13 protein-coding genes and 1 tRNA gene are annotated in these 15,885 nt (G+C 52.9%); 5 read left to right on the top strand and 9 right to left on the bottom strand.

Annotated elements, in window-relative coordinates; translation table 11 throughout:
* The 4 genes from B4N58_RS12185 to B4N58_RS12200 all read right to left on the bottom strand — a co-directional run.
* Positions 1-377 (bottom strand): hypothetical protein (locus B4N58_RS12185; RefSeq protein WP_291749759.1); only part of this gene is annotated, 377 nt, incomplete at its 3' end.
* Entirely contained in the window at positions 374-1,528 is a 1,155-nt protein-coding gene (locus B4N58_RS12190) for a hypothetical protein (RefSeq protein WP_291749761.1), read from the bottom strand. The genes B4N58_RS12190 and B4N58_RS12185, both read right to left, overlap by 4 nt.
* Before the next feature lie 2 nt (positions 1,529-1,530).
* Positions 1,531-3,012 carry an Arm DNA-binding domain-containing protein gene (locus B4N58_RS12195; RefSeq protein WP_291749764.1) on the bottom strand — a complete coding sequence of 494 codons (1,482 nt, stop codon included), beginning with the start codon at positions 3,010-3,012 and terminating at the stop codon, positions 1,531-1,533.
* Positions 3,013-3,021: 9 nt separating this feature from the next.
* Positions 3,022-3,228 carry a hypothetical protein gene (locus tag B4N58_RS12200; RefSeq protein WP_159569741.1) on the bottom strand — a complete coding sequence of 69 codons (207 nt, stop codon included), beginning with the start codon at positions 3,226-3,228 and terminating at the stop codon, positions 3,022-3,024.
* Between the two features lie 213 nt (positions 3,229-3,441).
* Between B4N58_RS12200 and B4N58_RS12205 the strand changes: the two genes are divergently transcribed.
* Positions 3,442-3,684 (top strand): helix-turn-helix domain-containing protein, encoded by a 243-nt coding sequence (locus B4N58_RS12205; RefSeq protein ID WP_159569474.1) that lies wholly within the window; start codon positions 3,442-3,444, stop codon positions 3,682-3,684.
* 294 nt (positions 3,685-3,978) lie between these two features.
* Here the strand turns inward: B4N58_RS12205 and B4N58_RS12210 are convergent.
* Positions 3,979-4,054 (bottom strand) — tRNA-Arg (locus B4N58_RS12210).
* A 77-nt stretch (positions 4,055-4,131) separates the two neighbouring features.
* Here B4N58_RS12210 and B4N58_RS12215 point away from each other — a divergent pair.
* Complete coding sequence (locus tag B4N58_RS12215) at positions 4,132-7,266, top strand: DUF748 domain-containing protein (protein WP_291749771.1); 3,135 nt, start codon at positions 4,132-4,134, stop codon at positions 7,264-7,266.
* 11 nt (positions 7,267-7,277) lie between these two features.
* Here the strand turns inward: B4N58_RS12215 and B4N58_RS12220 are convergent, their stop codons facing one another.
* Entirely contained in the window at positions 7,278-8,183 is a 906-nt protein-coding gene (locus tag B4N58_RS12220) for a LysR family transcriptional regulator (RefSeq protein ID WP_291749774.1), read from the bottom strand.
* 116 nt (positions 8,184-8,299) lie between these two features.
* Here B4N58_RS12220 and B4N58_RS12225 point away from each other — a divergent pair, with 116 nt between their 5' ends.
* The 3 genes from B4N58_RS12225 to B4N58_RS12235 all read left to right on the top strand — a co-directional run bounded on the left by B4N58_RS12225 (position 8,300) and on the right by B4N58_RS12235 (position 12,664).
* Positions 8,300-9,076, top strand: a complete 777-nt coding sequence (locus B4N58_RS12225; RefSeq protein ID WP_008247180.1) for a sulfite exporter TauE/SafE family protein — start codon at positions 8,300-8,302, stop codon at positions 9,074-9,076.
* A 49-nt stretch (positions 9,077-9,125) separates the two neighbouring features.
* Positions 9,126-11,972 (top strand): hybrid sensor histidine kinase/response regulator, encoded by a 2,847-nt coding sequence (locus tag B4N58_RS12230; RefSeq protein ID WP_291749821.1) that lies wholly within the window; start codon positions 9,126-9,128, stop codon positions 11,970-11,972.
* Positions 11,973-12,097: 125 nt separating this feature from the next.
* Entirely contained in the window at positions 12,098-12,664 is a 567-nt protein-coding gene (locus B4N58_RS12235) for a hypothetical protein (protein WP_008247177.1), read from the top strand.
* Here the strand turns inward: B4N58_RS12235 and B4N58_RS12240 are convergent.
* The 3 genes from B4N58_RS12240 to B4N58_RS12250 form a co-directional block, all read right to left on the bottom strand.
* Positions 12,661-13,944 carry an alpha/beta hydrolase gene (locus tag B4N58_RS12240; protein WP_291749777.1) on the bottom strand — a complete coding sequence of 428 codons (1,284 nt, stop codon included), beginning with the start codon at positions 13,942-13,944 and terminating at the stop codon, positions 12,661-12,663. The two genes, B4N58_RS12235 and B4N58_RS12240, sit on opposite strands and share 4 nt — an antisense overlap.
* Positions 13,945-14,055: 111 nt before the next feature.
* The gene (locus B4N58_RS12245) at positions 14,056-15,054 is read right to left on the bottom strand and encodes an amino acid ABC transporter permease (protein WP_291749779.1); all 999 of its coding nucleotides are present in this window, start codon (positions 15,052-15,054) and stop codon (positions 14,056-14,058) included.
* Positions 15,051-15,878, bottom strand: a complete 828-nt coding sequence (locus tag B4N58_RS12250) for an ABC transporter permease subunit (RefSeq protein ID WP_291749782.1) — start codon at positions 15,876-15,878, stop codon at positions 15,051-15,053. Before B4N58_RS12250 ends, B4N58_RS12245 begins: the two co-directional genes overlap by 4 nt.
* Between the last annotated feature and the right edge of the window lie 7 nt (positions 15,879-15,885).

A 15,885-nucleotide genomic window follows, 5' to 3' on the forward strand; every position in this document is an offset into this window, starting at 1 on the left:
GGTGTCTTTCGACCAGAATACGCATGAACTTCTTCATCGATTTGATCTTTAAAGGCACGATGGTCACTATTCTCCGAATTTGCTAGCCACTTCTTTCTCAAATACTCAAACTCTTCAGAGTCCACGAAGTCCCAAAGATCTTGTTGAAAATCTGGGCTTGAAAGTTGTGTTACAAACCGATCACGCTCCAGCATGCGCAGCTTGTCCAACGTTTCTTCTTTCCGTTTACGGGGGACAAGAATATTGGCTGCACCCACATACACATACTCATTCCAGATCGGATCTGTATCTGATTCGCGGAAAATTTGTGATCTCATTGTTTCGCTCAACATACGAGCACCCCTGTCTGTACCATCTCTAAAACGTCTATTACTCATGCTGCTTCTCCCTGAGCAAATTGGAAGGTGAGTAAGACGCTCGTCTCTCCCTTGTCGAATGCCCGAGCGCTGTCGCAATCGGCTTCGTGCAGCACAAAGCTTTCTGGGGTTTTACGTTTTCGAGCCCCAGATTGATCGTGCTGCTTTTTAACAGCGCAGATCGCGTGTTCCAGTTTTAGTTCACGATCAGTTGGATAACATCCAGATACAGCGCAAGCCACTGCAATCCACTTGAGCATGGTTTGTTCATGCCCCAAGAGTTCGCAATTCAAGTTGCTTGAATACACATGGGGAGCCAAGCGGTAGTACTCATCGACCTTGGCCGCATCGTGCAACAGAGCGGCCAGAAGAGTAAGACTCAAATCGAATGGTGGCTTGCTAGATGCACGTTCCTCTGGCGTTGTGGCTAAGGCCTTGAGCAGGACATTTGCAACAGTCTCTGCGGTGTGCAACAGTAAGCCATGCTCTTGGTTGTGGTGGCTGCGTGTGGAAGCTGCAAATTTCAGGAATTTGTTAAAGCGCTTGCCCTGCCCCATGATTTCCAGATACAGCGCGCGGTCTTCGGGGTTAAGAAATCGAAACACCTCGCGGAGAAATACACACAGGCTTGAAGTGTCGATTACCTCATCGCCACCAGCTTGCTGCAAGGTGGCCGGAAGCACTGCCTGGGCGTAGTCAAATGGATTGCAATCCAAGCCACTGTGCGATGGGATCATTGTGGTGACCCAGTAGTAATCGCCGACTTTCATTGCACAATCCAACACGTGTGTGTCAATCTCAAGCGAACTGTAATCGCTAAGTGTGTCAGCGCCCCGGTGTGCCAGATTGACAAACAACATGCCTTTGTAGCTTTTGCGCAGTGAGCAATACACAGGCAATGCCACTTTGGCGTAATTCACACCATCTTCATAAGTGTTCTCTGCGATAAAGCCACGTTTGGACACACTGATATCTGATCCATACTTGGCAAACTGCGGCTCATTCAACCCTTCCAATGCACCTTTAAATGGCGAACCCTGATTGCGACGGATATAAATGCTTTCGGGCATGGCCACATCGCGCATTCGGGACCCAAGGGCGTCATGTGCTTTGTAGATTCGGGCCTGGGTGCTGCGGCTATCAAAACTGGGTACAAGTCTATGGATTTTCATTGTTATTCTCCTTGTGGGTTATTACTTTGGTAGCTTTCAAACATCTGCAGCCAGGGATTTTGAATGGCAGGTTTGGAAGCCGGGTTTACATCGACTGCGGGTGTAATGACGGGTGTGACGGCGGGCGTAACTTCAGGAGCCGGGACATTTGAGGCCTTATCCGCCTGTGCTTTCGCCGACACGGCTGTCTTCGGCACCGCCGCCGCAGGCGAATGAACCACAGGTGCAACTACAGGAGGCGCCGCACCTGGCCCCAAGTTCGCAGCCAACATCCGCTCAAACGCTGAGCCATCACGACGGGTCAAATTGGGTACGTAACGTGAGTACACCTTGAACAGCATTTCTGTGGACGAATGTCCCATCTGAAATGCAATCCATTCTGGTGATTCACCTGCGGCCAGCATCAACGTGGCGAAGGTGTGCCGGGTTTGGTACGGCGTACGAAGTTTTAACCCCAGTGAGCGCAGCATGGGATACCACACCCGGTTACTCATATTGCGGTTGGTAAGCGGCCCACCGTTGCCGTTGGCAAATACATAGGGCGACTTTTTGCCAGTGACTTCCCATTGGGTTTTGAGAGCCTCATACACCTGTGGTGCCATCTGGATATCTCGGTTGGAATCGGCCGTTTTTGGCGTTTCCTCATAGTCATCCACAATGGTTTCGCGAATGGTGATCAGTCGCTTTTCAAAATCGATGTACTTCCACTTCAGCCCATGAATTTCTCCCGGGCGCATGCCCGTGAAAAACTTCACCGTGAAGTAATCCCGAAAATCTTCGCGGCAGAACTTTATGATCATCTCCACCTCTTCAATGGTGAAGGGCGTGACATCCGTCTTTTTGATCCGCATCCGTTTGATATTCTGGTACGGAGTGGTAAAGTTGAATCGATCAGCGGCTTCATCTAAGACCTGTTTCACAGACGTCATCACATGATTGATCCGTGAAGCTGACATTGTTGTTCCTGGTTTTTTGCCCGGGGCTTTGGCGAGAACTGAGCGAAATTCCAGAAGGTCCTGTTTGGTGATACTGCTGATCACCCTCTTTCCAAACTGTGGGATCAACCACTTTTCCAAGATGTCGCGCTTGGTGCGAATGTTCGAGCGCTTCCAAAGCGACTCATTTTCTTCAATGAATTTCTGAGCAAATTCAGTGAAGGTGGGATGACCCGCTGAAGAAATATTCTCAATCGCTTGGCGCAACGATTGGTTGGCCATTGGAACGGAAACCATTGGCGAGGCGGGTTGATATTGTTGAGTTTCGAGGGCTTCGATTTTCCTCAGTAATTTACTTTCAGGAAAATAACGTCGATATTCAAAAGTGCCAAACTTGATTTCAAGCTCAATACTTTTTAATAAAGCTTCAAGTCTCTTGCGGTTTTTTGGTTCGTCTTTGAACTGCGTTTGTTCCCGACAGCGCATGCCGCGATAATAGAAATCAATCTGAAGATTGCCCGTCTCTTTTCTTGCGCGAATAATTCCCATGACGCCTCCTTACATCCTTGGCGAACTGTTATTCAGTTGGGCAAATCGAATCATGTCGGATTGAATGACCTCCCAAATGAAAAGAATTTTTCGGCCATTAAACGGACGAATGTAATGACGCCCCTCAAGCAACACAGAATCTTTCAGACGATCGCGAATGGTTCGAACGTCATATTTAATTCTTGCGGAAAGTTCTTCAGTGGTTAGATAAGTCACCTCGGAATTTTTCGCAGTGTCACTTGCAGTAGGTACCTGCACTGCTGGAGCATGTTTGGTCTTACCAAAAGTTTTGACAGCAAAGTTTGTGTTCATGGGCAATTCCTCTTTTGAGTTTCAAATGTCACGTATTAATTACATACGTTGATTTAAATTTACACCACAACTCAACGAATGTCAATTAAAATTGACCTTCATAAGGAGATATTTTCAATGATCAGGTTTTATTTACAGGAACGAATGGCAGAAAAGCAATTCAAAGAGGGCAAGAGAGTGACTCTCAAGGAGGTTTCAGAGGCAACTTCTATAAACAGAGCAACGCTATCCAAAATGCTGCACCATCGTGGATACAACACAGTGACGGACAACCTGGATCGCTTATGCAAATACTTCAACTGCCGCTTAGATGAAATCGCGGAATTTGTGACGGATGAAATTGAATCGACGAATCAATAATCGCTGAATTTGCCGACAATCTTTTTGAATTGAATGAAGCTGATTTAACTCAATTAGCATCTGACAATTTGGCAACACGAGATAAAGAAATCTCGTCAGATGCATTTGAGAAAGCTGAGCTTGTGACCAAAGCGTGACCAGTTTGCAAGCCGATACTCCTCGCAAAGCTTGTGACCATAATTTTGGTCACAATGTAGTCACAACATGGTCACAAAATTTTTGGGCCCGTTGGAATTTCAATTGACTCAAATTCGCAAGAACCCCGGCTGGAGACGCTTTTGAAGGAAAATGAAGTGGCGCGGCTGGCGGGGATCGAACCCACGACCCTTGGCTTCGGAGGCCAATACTCTATCCACTGAGCTACAGCCGCGCGAGAAGGCGTTAGTGTACACCAGCGCTGGTATCTAGGATACTGACGGCAACTATCCACCGTATTGCACCTAAAAAATGAAATTAACGACTATTCTGCGCTCAAAAGCACTGTTGATTCCACTCGCCATTGTCGTGTTGTTCTACCTGTTCGCCTGGGCTGGCTTGCCGCGCCTGGTGCACTGGCAAGCCGAAAAGCAGGTGCTGGAACGCTCGGGCCATGTACTGAAAATGGAACTGCCCGAAGTCAACCCCTTCAAACTGACCGTGCGTATCCCCAAGCTGAGCCTGGCCACACCCGAGGGCGAGCAGTTGGTGGCCTTTGACCACCTGTTTGTCGATTTGTCCGGTGCCGACCTGTTCACCGGCCTTGTTGCGCTGGATCAAATTGACCTGAAAAACCTGAACCTGAATGTGGCGCTGCTGCCCGAAGGCAAGAACAACTTCACCGCCCTGCTGGATGCATTCAAGACAGATGAACCCGAAGAAGAAAATACCGAGCCACCCGCATTTTTGTTAAGCCATTTGTTGATTAGTGATGCGGCTGTTGATTTCGAAGACCGCCGCAAGCCCGATGGCCTGAAAACCCGCTTTGCGCCACTGAACCTGGAGCTGCGCGACCTGGCCACCCGTTCCGAAACCGATGGCGACTTTGTGTTGAACGCTGTGACCGGGCTGGACGCCGAGCTGAAACTACGCGCGCAAATTCAGTTGGCTGACCCGTCGGCCACAGGTGAATTCTCGCTGACCGGCTTGAACATCGCCAAGCTTGAACCCCTACTGGCACCGCTGTTGCCCACAGCCCCACCTGCCGGCAGTGCCGACCTGGCCTTGAACTTTGATGTGAACCTGAAAGAAGAACCTGCGACCGCACCGGGCGCCGAAGCCGCACAACCCAAAGTACTGATCAACAACATCAACGCGGAAGTGCGTGAATTCAGCATTGCAGCCAAGCCCCAGGGTGCTTCAGCGGCTGCGAAATTTTCCAGACTGAACATCAACAATGCAAACTTCGATTTACAGGCCAACAAAGCCGACGTTGCGGGTGTTGTGCTGGCCGGCCTGCAACTAAACCACAGCAACAAAGCCAAGGCGATTGGACTGGACACCATTGAAGTGGGTCCAATTGCAGTGGACTTGACTGAGCAACATGCAGAAGTAAACGCAGCCACCGTGAAAGGTGGTGCAGTGAATGTGAAGCGCAACGCCAAGGGCGAGCTTGATTTGATGGCGACGATTAACGACTGGATTCCAGCCAACAAGCCCACCACGAAAGCAGCCGATGATCCACCAGCTCAGCCATGGACCTATGCAGTCAATACCATCGACCTTTCCGGCATCAATGCCAACATTCAAGACCAAACGGTAAGCCCTGCGTTGGACATTGGTTTGAATAATATTGCTGTATCAACCAGCGGTGTGACACAAGACCTTTCCAAAAACCTGCCACTGAAAGCCAGCCTGAATGTGGCCAGTGGCGGCAGCATTGCCGTAAATGGCGACATCAACCCCAGCACCGCAGCCACCCAAATGAATGTGGAAGTAAATGCGCTCGCCTTGAAACCGGTGCAGCCTTTCATCGGCCAGTTTGCCAAACTGAATTTGGTTAGTGGGGCTGTTTACACCAAAGGCAAAGCCACCTACAACGCCAAAGAACAGGGCTATGTCGGCAGCTTGACCATTGGCAGCCTGCGCCTGAATGAAGCCGGCACCAACAACTCGTTTTTCGAATTCAAAAAGCTGTTTACCCCCGGCCTGCGTATGAATGCCCAAGGCTTGAACATTCAGCGCTTAACACTTGAAGGCCTGGACACAGCACTGTTGATTGCGAAAGACAAATCAACCAACATCAGCCGAATTTTGGTCAACAAGGAAGAACCTGCAAAGCCGGCCGATAACACACCCCCGGCGTTCGCAGTCAATATTGACCGCTTCAATATTGCCAACAGTGAAATGGACTTTGCCGACGAGTCGCTGTTCATTCCGTTTGGTACGCGCATTCACAGCCTGGAGGGCGTGGTGAATGGCTTGTCGAACAAGCCCGGTACACGTGGTGAACTGGCTTTGAAAGGCGCAGTCGATGAGTTTGGGGAGGCCGATGCACAAGGCACCATCAACCTGCTGGACCCCACCGCCTACATGGACATTGCCGTGAAATTTAGCAATGTGGAAATGCGCAATTTAACACCCTATTCCGGCACCTTCGCGAACCGAAAAATCGAGTCGGGCAAGTTGTCGTTGAACCTGGTGTACAACATTGAAAACCAGCAACTCAACAGCAGTAACCAGGTGATTGTCGACAAACTGAAACTGGGCGAACGTGTGCAAAGCCCGCAAGGCCGCGACCTGCCCCTTGAGTTGGCAATCGCCATTCTGGAAGACAGCAATGGCCGAATCGATTTGGGCCTGCCCATTACAGGCGACTTGAACGATCCCCAGTTCAGCTACGGTGCCATTGTCTGGAAAGCCATTGGCAATGTGCTGACCAAAATCGTGACGGCACCCTTCCGGGCCCTGGGTGCCCTGTTCGGTGGTGGCGATTCAGATGAACTGGGCAAGATTGAATTCACCGCCGGGGCCAATACGCTCAGCCCTTCTCAGCGGGAAGGCTTGAAAAAATTGGGCGAAGCACTGACCACCCGCCCCAACCTCGCGCTGACCGTGCAAGGCACGTGGGCACCAGCCGACAAAACCGCAATTCAAAACCTGCAAATGCGCCGCGCTGTAGCCACACAGGCCGGCGAAAAACTGCAGCTGGGTGAAAACCCCGGCCCACTGGCCTTGAACAATGAAACCACTCAAAAAGCAATTGAAGCATTGTTTGAAAAACGCTTCAGCGGTGGCGAACTGGCCTCGCTGAAAACCGGTTTCAGAAAAGCCAACCCGGGCCAACTGGAACAGGGTGTGGCAGGCAAAGCCTTGGGACAACTCACCAATTTGTTCAAAGACACACGCGAGCTGAGCGATGCTGAAGTGAATGCACTGAAAGGCAAAAACTTCTACGCCGTACTGGCGCAAAAACTGCAGGATTCTGAAGAAGTAAGCACTGCACAATTGCAAACCTTGGCCACAGAACGCCAGCAACTGGTGAGCACTGGCCTGACCACAGCGGGTGTACCCGCCGATCGCGTGAAAACCGATACGCCCAAGGAAACCAAAGCCAATGATGACAAAACCGTGCCCATGGAACTGGGTGTGGCTGTGAACAAGTGAGCTACTAGAAACTAGACAATAAACCCCGCCTGGCTGGCCAACACCTCGCGGGTTACCCGAATAAATTCGCGGGTTTTGGCGGGCATGGGGTTGGCATACGGGCACACGGCAAAGATATCGGCTGGTGCCCCCGCCCAATCGGGCAGCACACGCACCAGCGCGCCGGTTTTCAGTTCCTGCTGAATATCCCATTCCGAGCGCAACAACACACCCTTGCCCTGCAAGGCCCATTGCACGGAAACATCCCCATCGTTTGAACTCACTGGCCCATGCACCTTGACGGTGGTTTCCTGCTTGCCGTTGCGCAATTGCCAATTGTTAAACGTGTGGTTCTCTTGTCGAATCACCAGGCAGTCGTGCCGGGTTAAATCGCCAGGGGTGTTCAATTCACCCGTCGCAGCCAAATACGACGGCGCCGCACACAATATTCGCCGGTTGCTGGCCAGCTTCTGGGCAATCAGCCTTTGGTCGGGCGGTTCACCAAAGCGCACCGACAAATCAAAGCCGCCCTCGATTAAATCAATGGGGTGATCCGTCAGTTCCAGAATCACCTCCACCGCCGGGAATTCGGCATGGTAAGCCGACACCACATTGGCCACGTGTTTGCGACCAAAACCCAAACTGGCGTTGACCCGAAGCAGGCCGCGCGGGGTGTCTTGCCCGGCACGCAAGGTGGCCTCCAGCACATCAATTTGACGAAGAATGTTGGCCCCCTCGGCCAGGTAACGTTCACCCTCGGCACTCAAACCAATGCGCCGCGTACTGCGGTGAAGTAGGCGAACACCCAGCCTTTTTTCCAGTGCAGCCAGTCGGCGGCTGACAGCAGGCGGTGTCACATCAAAAGCCATGGCCGCACTGGCCAGACTTTCATGGCGCACCAGTTCACTGAAAAAAGCAAGATCGGACAAATGCTTCAAAAACTACCTCTACAATGATTCGTGCGTATTTGTTAATAATATTTTAAATATTGAATCATTGTAGATATTTTTATAACGAATACACTGGGCGCTTCCACATCTACGGCACACCACCCATGTCTTGGCTCGCTCTTCCTGATTTGCTCCTTGTTTTGTCGTTGGGCGCGGCTTTGGGTTTCTTCGGTGGGCTGTTTGGTATTGGGGGCGGTATTATTGCCGTCCCGCTTTTTATTATCGGGTTTGGCATGGACCAGGCCCTGGCCCAAGGCACCGCACTGGTGTTGATGGTGCCCAATTTGTTGATTGGCTGGTGGCGTTACAACCAGCACCACAAATTGCCGTGGTTGGCCGTGGCCGCCATTGGTATTACTGCCACGATCACCACCTGGTTAACCGCCAAACTGGCCGTTCGCCTGGATCAAAACCTGCTGCACTGGATATTCAACCTGTTTATTTTGGCAGTGGGCCTGCGCATGCTGTTGCTGCGCAAAAACCCCAGCGCGAATTCAGACAACAGCGACCAACCCCGCACTGCAACCATGCCAATTGTGGGTGTGCTGGGCGGCACCAGCATGGGCTTGCTGGGCATGGGGGGCGGTTTGGTGGCCACACCCATGTTGACCACCGTGTTCAAACACACTCAAACCACGGCGCAGGCTTTGTCACTGGCCTTGGTGGCACCCAGCTCTGTGATGGCACTGACCACTTATGCCAATGCCCACCGCGTGAACTGGGAATTGGGTTTACCCCTGGCGTTTGGCGGGCTGTTTACGGTATCGGCCGGTGTGGCCATTGCGCACTACTTGCCTGAAAAGGCGCTTCGAAGAAGCTTTGCAGCAGTCATGATCGTTGCAGCTTTCTGGCTGATTTTGCAATCACTACACACGCACTAAGCTTTTCCGGTAAGAATAGGGGCTTGTCCACACTTGCCTTTTTTGCTTGATGAAGCTGGCGGCCCTGTTTCGTTTTGTGTTATTTGCCACTTTGCTTGGCTTGGCCTCCAATGTGTGGATGGGCGAGCGGGCGGACCAGTTGCAAACTTCGCAAACAGCCCTACTCACTGCGCGTTTGAATGCCATCAACGAACTGCGTCTGCTGCAATCTGAATTCGATGCACTGCAAACACTGGTGGCCGCTTTTGTGGTCAGCAAAAACAGCCAACACTTGGTGAATTATTACGAGCTGCTGGATGCCCACGCAGGCGCACGAAAATATGCCCAGCCTGTCGACAATGTGTATTGGAGCAAGCTGATCGCCGGCAACACCGAAGCCGTGCCCTTGGTGCCCGCCAAAGGTGAAACCCTGGAAAGCCGCCTGTTCGCCCCACAAAACGTGGCGCCCAACCTGAGTGGCGATATAAAAGCCTCGGTCGATAATATTTTGAACTTGAGCAAGCGTTTGCGCGAACGCGAGCAAATTGTATTTGCCCTCACCCAGGGCCTGTACGACCCCGATGCAGGCAAGTATGTGTCGGAGGCGCCCGTTCGCGACGACCTGGCCATTCAAATGCTGTTCTCGGAAGAATACCTGGGCATGACCAACGCCATTCGCGCTGAAATTCAGGGTCGAATTCGCGCAGTGGAACTTGGCTTTCAAACCGTGATTGCTGCCCAGGCCAACAACATCAAGGCCACCGCAAATTTCGACCTGTACCTGGGCTTGCTTGTTACCTTGATGGCCCTGGTAGGCCTGGCCGTGTTGCAGCGCTTTGTGGTGGCACCGCTGCGCGAACTGAATAAGGTGAGCAAACAGATTGCGCAGGGCAATTACAGTGTTACTTTGCCCGAGCCCCGCTTTGTGACCGAGATGACCAACCTAGTGAAAGGCTTTGCCTTGATGATTGGATCATTCAAGCGCGAGCTGGAACAAGGCGAGGCAGCCCGATCAGCCGAGATGATCGCCTTCGAGGCAAAAATGGGCCGTGAGCGAGCCGAGGCACAGGTAGAAGCACGCGGTATGTTACTGGCCAACATGAGCCATGAAATCCGAACGCCCATGAATGCGATTTTGGGCATGACCGCGCTAACCCTGAAATCGGATTTGCCCGAGCAGGAACGCAACTACTTGCTGAAAGTGCAGGATGCTGCGAAGTCGCTGCTGGGTTTGCTCAATGACATCCTGGATTACTCCAAGGCCGAGGCTGGCATGGTGGAGTTTGAACACATTCCGTTCACTCTGGATGAAGTGCTGGCCAATTCATTTCTTGCCGTACAAAGCCAGGCGGCCAGCCGCAAACTGATGCTGCTGAACGAGGTTGCGCCTGGTTACTCCAACCAGTTGGGCCAACGCCTGGTGGGCGACCCCTCACGCCTGCGGCAGGTACTTAGCAATTTGCTGAGCAATGCGGTTAAATTCACGGAAAGCGGTTCGGTGCGTGTGTTTTCAAAACTCCAAACCCGTTCAGACACCGGGCTTGACCTGCGGATTGAGGTGCACGACACCGGTTCAGGCTTGAGCAAATCGCAAGTGGAGCGAATTTTTGAGAAATTTGCACAAGGTGATTCAAGCGTAAGCCGGGTGTATGGTGGCACGGGCCTTGGTTTGAGTATCGCCCGCGAGTTGGTGATCCGCATGGGTGGCCAAATTTCAGTGGAAAGCACACCCGGTGTGGGCAGTTGTTTTTGGTTCTCGGTGCCCGTGGTTTACGACAGCGATATTTTGATTGAACCCCTGCCACTGGATTACCAGAGTGGTGTGCTGTTACACCAGCCTGGGCCTGTGGCCGACTGCGTGATGTCAGTGTTGACTGCCACCGGCATGGAAGCGACTTTGGTGAGCACGCTGGGGCAATGCATAAGGCACTTGGACGAAAACATTTGCGACTGGGTGTTTATTCAATCGGATTTACTCGACCCCAGCGAACCACTGCCCGCTGAACTGCTGGAACACTTGAGTAACCCGGCCTTGCGCGTGGTGGCCATTGACCGCGATCTACTGTCAGCCGACAGTGCCCTGCTGCAAATGTTGCCCGCCGACATCACCAAACAACTGATACACCTGGCGCACCCGGTGTTAATGCAAGACATTTGTGCAGCACCGCGACCCGACTTGCCCATCTTGCCGCGGTCCGATGCACCTCGGGAATATCCCGAGAGCCTTCAGGGGAAAAGCGCCCTGATACTGGAGGATCACCCGGTGAACCAGGAATTGGTGTGCTCCTACCTGAAAGCGGCCGGCATGCACGTAACCCTGTGTGAACACGGCCAAGAGGCCGTTGAATTGCTGGACCCCGATGACGCGCCTCATTTTGATGTCATCATCACCGACCTTGAAATGCCAGTGATGGACGGCTATGAATTTACAGCCTGGTTGCGCGACCAGACTCGCTGGATGGACACCCCCCTGGTGGGCCTGACCGGCCATGCTTTTTCAGAAATACGCAACCGTTGTCTGGATTTGGGCATGGACGACTTTATTGCAAAGCCCGTGGAGGCCCGCGTGCTATACGCAACCCTGGCCGACCTCTTGCACACTGAAATACCTTCGCCCTTGCCTTCGCCACCAGCCCTGCCCAATTTGTTCATGGAGCACTGTACCGACCTGCCGATCAAGCTGCGCGGCCACTTGGATCAACTGGATGAAGGGGCGTTTGTGCGTGAAATACATTCCATGGTCAGCCTGCTGGCTTTGTTGGGTGAAAAGGCCTTGCAGCTTGTGTTTCGGGATTTTGAGCAGGGCTTGAACAACCAAACCATTGACGCTAAGGAGGTGTTGGATCAAATTCGCACCGTGTGGCCTGCCTTGGTGAAGAAGTATTCCGAACTGGCCGAGAAAGCCACCCCCTCCTAGGGGAAACCTACCCCCTGAAATGGTGAACCTCCCCGTAAACGGTGAACCCTCACCTATGCGATGCCACGCCAAAGCAATGCAGTCGACAATACTTAAACGATGAACGGCAAGGCATTGGATTCAGCATGACCATTCGAGCACCCTACCAAGTGCTGCACAGCAGCCCTTACAAAAAATACTCCTTCGAGCGCGAGGTGTTTTTTGAAACGCTGGGTGCCTGTTGGGCGTTGAGTTCTCGCAACGTCAGTGGCCTGTTCGCCATGCAGCTACAAATCGATTTGAGCCGTGTGCAGTTGCTGTACGGTGTGCCCAGCTCGCATTTGCCCGAGCCACTGCTGTTTCAATTTCTGAATGTGTTTCAAACCCGGCCACGCAATGGCGCCCATGCACAGCACATGCATGCCGAGCACAATGCGCTGGAGTTGATTGAGGACATGAATGAAGCAGACTTTCTGAATTTCACCACCGGTTTTCAAGACGCTGTGAATCAAATTCTGGAACCGCTGGACTGTTGGACCAAAGAATGCCAACAGGCCCACTTGGCCTTGAAGTACTACGGCCTGAACCTGGTTGAAACAGGCATGCGTGAGTCCAAATTCAAACGCACCTATGCTGACCTGTTGGTGAACTACCTGCTGACCACGCAACGCGTGTTCTTGCAGGAAAGCAAAACCTCAACCTACAACTTTTAATTCAGTTTGGGCTTGAGGTGTTGGCGCAATACCATTTTCAATTCTAGAAACACATCGGGATCATTCAGCAAGGTCATGTGATGCTTTTGCGCGAAGGTCACCCGTTGCGCCTTGCCTGTGTCGTCGGCCAGTGCTGAATCAGGCGTGACCAAACCATCCCCTACAGTAGTATTCAACCAGGAGGAAGTATGGTCGCCGATTGTGGAGCCGATCAGGTGAAACATCACTTCTTGACCATCGCGAGTTTGCAGCGCACCCAAGCCGTGGTCCAAATCACGAATACCGCGTGAACGCACGCCCAGCACCCGGCCAATCGGTTTGACCAATTCAAACTTGCTGAACAATTGCTCGCCTGCGGCGGCCAGGCGCGCCAGCGGTGTACCCGCGTGGGGTGAACCCAAACACACCACATCGCGAATGGCGCGTTTCAAAATAATGTCGTCGTCGGTCAGTGCTTCAACCACCGCACGGCTGACCAAACCACCCATGCTGTGGCCCACCAGGGTAATGCCTTCAACAGCCACAGGCCAGTTTCGAACCAGCTTGTTCAGCATGCGCTTGAACTGTCGAGCATTGGAATCAATGTTGCGGCCCGTGTTGTAGCGCAGGTAAAGCGCGGTAACGGGGAAGTCGTCTTGCAGCTTGTCGCCATACGGGCGAGTGGCTGGTTCGCTGGGGTTGTAGTACATCTGCCAGCTGTCTTCATTGCAGCACAGGCCGTGTACAAAAATAATGAGGTGGTTTTGTGCATCGGGAAACTGCGCCATCAGCGCAGCCTGATCGGCCTGCAAAGGCTGACCATTGGCATACAGGTTCATGTGCACTTGCATGGGGTTGCGTGTGGCGGCCAAGTGGTCGCCAAACACACCGTTGATCGCGCTGGAAATGGCCGACACCCGCTTGTCCGTTTTCGCATTCGGCATGTTCGGTACGGGCAAGTGGTCCACATCGTCCATCAACTCCCCACCCATGGCCTGGTCTATCACTTGTGGCGAGGCCAGGCTTTGGTTGGCCTGCCGAACCACCCAAGCCGCACCAGAAAATACGCCTTTGCCCGCTTCGCGAACAGCGCCATAAACCAGGTCGGTAATTTCATTGTGAACCGATTCCACAGGCTTGCTGGCATTGAGCGTGGCGGCACCCACCGCCTTGAATGGCATGTCGCTGATGGCACGGTGAAATTCATGCACCCGCGTGGTGGCTTGCGCAATGGTGTCGCCCACAAACATCAGGGTGCCTTCCAGTTTTTCGCTGGTGCTGGGTTCTTCTTTCTTGCTCATGCGGTGTCTCCGAATCGGAATTCGACGGTGTATTTTCTTGTTAGTGTACAAATGTACACTTAATTATTTTTCTGCGCTAGAAATTCAACTCTAAGAAGCGCCTGTTGATTTCTATTTGACCGTTTTCGACAAACCAAAGCAATAGGCCCAATACACCAGGCCAATGAACAAATAGCCTTCCAGGTAAAAGCTGCGCCATTGCACGTCCCCTGCCAGGGCCAGGCTTAGGGCACCAGTCAATTCAAACAAGGCCACAATGGTGACCAATGAGCATTCTTTGAACAAGGTCACGAAACTGTTGATCAGGCTGGGCAAACAGGCCCGAATGGCCTGGGGCAACACCACATGCACATTGCGTTGAACCCGATTCAGGCCCAGTGCCTTGGCGGCCTGCCCCTGACCGGCTGGCACAGCCTGCAAGCCACCGCGCAACACTTCGGCCAAATAGGCGGCGCTGAACAATGCGATGGTGAATAACACACGGGTGAACAGGTCCAGCCCCTCACCCGGCAACCACAAGGGCAACACAAAGGCGGCCAGAAACAGCACTGTGACCAATGGCAAGGCGCGCAACAATTCAATGTACGTAATACAAAACCGGCGCAGTGGTGCAAATGCAGATTGTCGCCCCAAGGCCAGCAGCACGGCCAGCGGCAGGGCCAGGGCGAAACCCACAGTGCTTAGAATGAGGGTGAGTGGCAGGCCGCCCCACAGGTTAGTGGGTACTGTGGGCAGGGCGGCAACACCACCGTGCAGCAACACCGCACTGGCAGGCAACAACAAAGCCCAAAGCGAAAAAGCGGTTTTACTTTTAAACAACCGTGCTGCCGTTGCAAACAGCAACACCGACCACAACAACAACACGATACCCGCGCGCCATTGTTCTTCAAGAGGATAGCGGCCAAACAAAATAACCCGCCACTTTTCAGCCACAACACCCCAGCAGGCACCCTTCCCGGCGGCCTGTTGGCACGCTTGTAAATCGGGGCGAAATACGGCGCTAAACACAGCCCAGTCCACCAGTGCCCAAGCCACTGGTGCCAAAAGCAATGGCAGCGCAAGCCACAGAAAACCATTGAAAAAGCGATGAAGCAACAGGTTGATGTTCACAAAGCCCCCCTGTTGACGCGCGTGTTCAGCGCATTCATCAAGCCAGCAGCCACGGCGCTGAGCAGTGCGTAAGTGACCAAGATGATCAGCACGCATTCCACCGCCTTGCCGCTTTGATTGATGGCGGTGTTGGCCACCGACACCAGTTCCGGGTAACCCACAGCCACACCCAGCGAGGCATTTTTCAGCAAATTCAAATATTGGTTGGAAAGCGAGGGCACCACCACACGCAAGGCCAAGGGCAGCACCACGTACCGGGTGGTTTGAGCATTGCTCAAGCCCAAGGCCAGCGCGCCCTGGCGCATGCCTGGCCTCACGGCCTGTACGCCTGCGCGCACTATTTCGGCAACAAAGGCGGCAGTGTAAACCACCAGCGCCAGCAGCACGGCCAGGTATTCAGGGCTAAGTACCCAGCCCCCTTCAATTGAAAAACGCCCGCGCACCGGGGCTTCCGAAAACGAGGGAAAAGCCAAACCGCTTTTGCTTAAAAACACGCTGTCGCCAACCGACCAGGCTTGGCTGGCGATGGGCAAAAACTGGGTGATGGCAAAGTAAATGGCCAGCAGTTGCAACAACAATGGCACATTGCGAAACAGGTTGACATAGCCCTTGCACAGCCCTTTCAACAAGGGGTGGTGTGCCAGTTGCCCCAATCCAATCAACAGGCCCAGAAGCGTACTCAGCAGCAAGGCGGGCAGGCCCACTTTCAAGGTGTTCAACAAACCTGCCAGCAGTATTTGCCAGTAGGGCGAACTGAAGGCCACCTGCAGCCAGCCTTCACTGAGTCCAAAACCGGCGGGGTCACTGAGAAATTCAAAGTTCACGGGCAAG

Source organism: Limnobacter sp. UBA3528, from assembly GCF_002377005.1.
Taxonomy (GTDB): Bacteria; Pseudomonadota; Gammaproteobacteria; order Burkholderiales; family Burkholderiaceae_B; genus Limnobacter.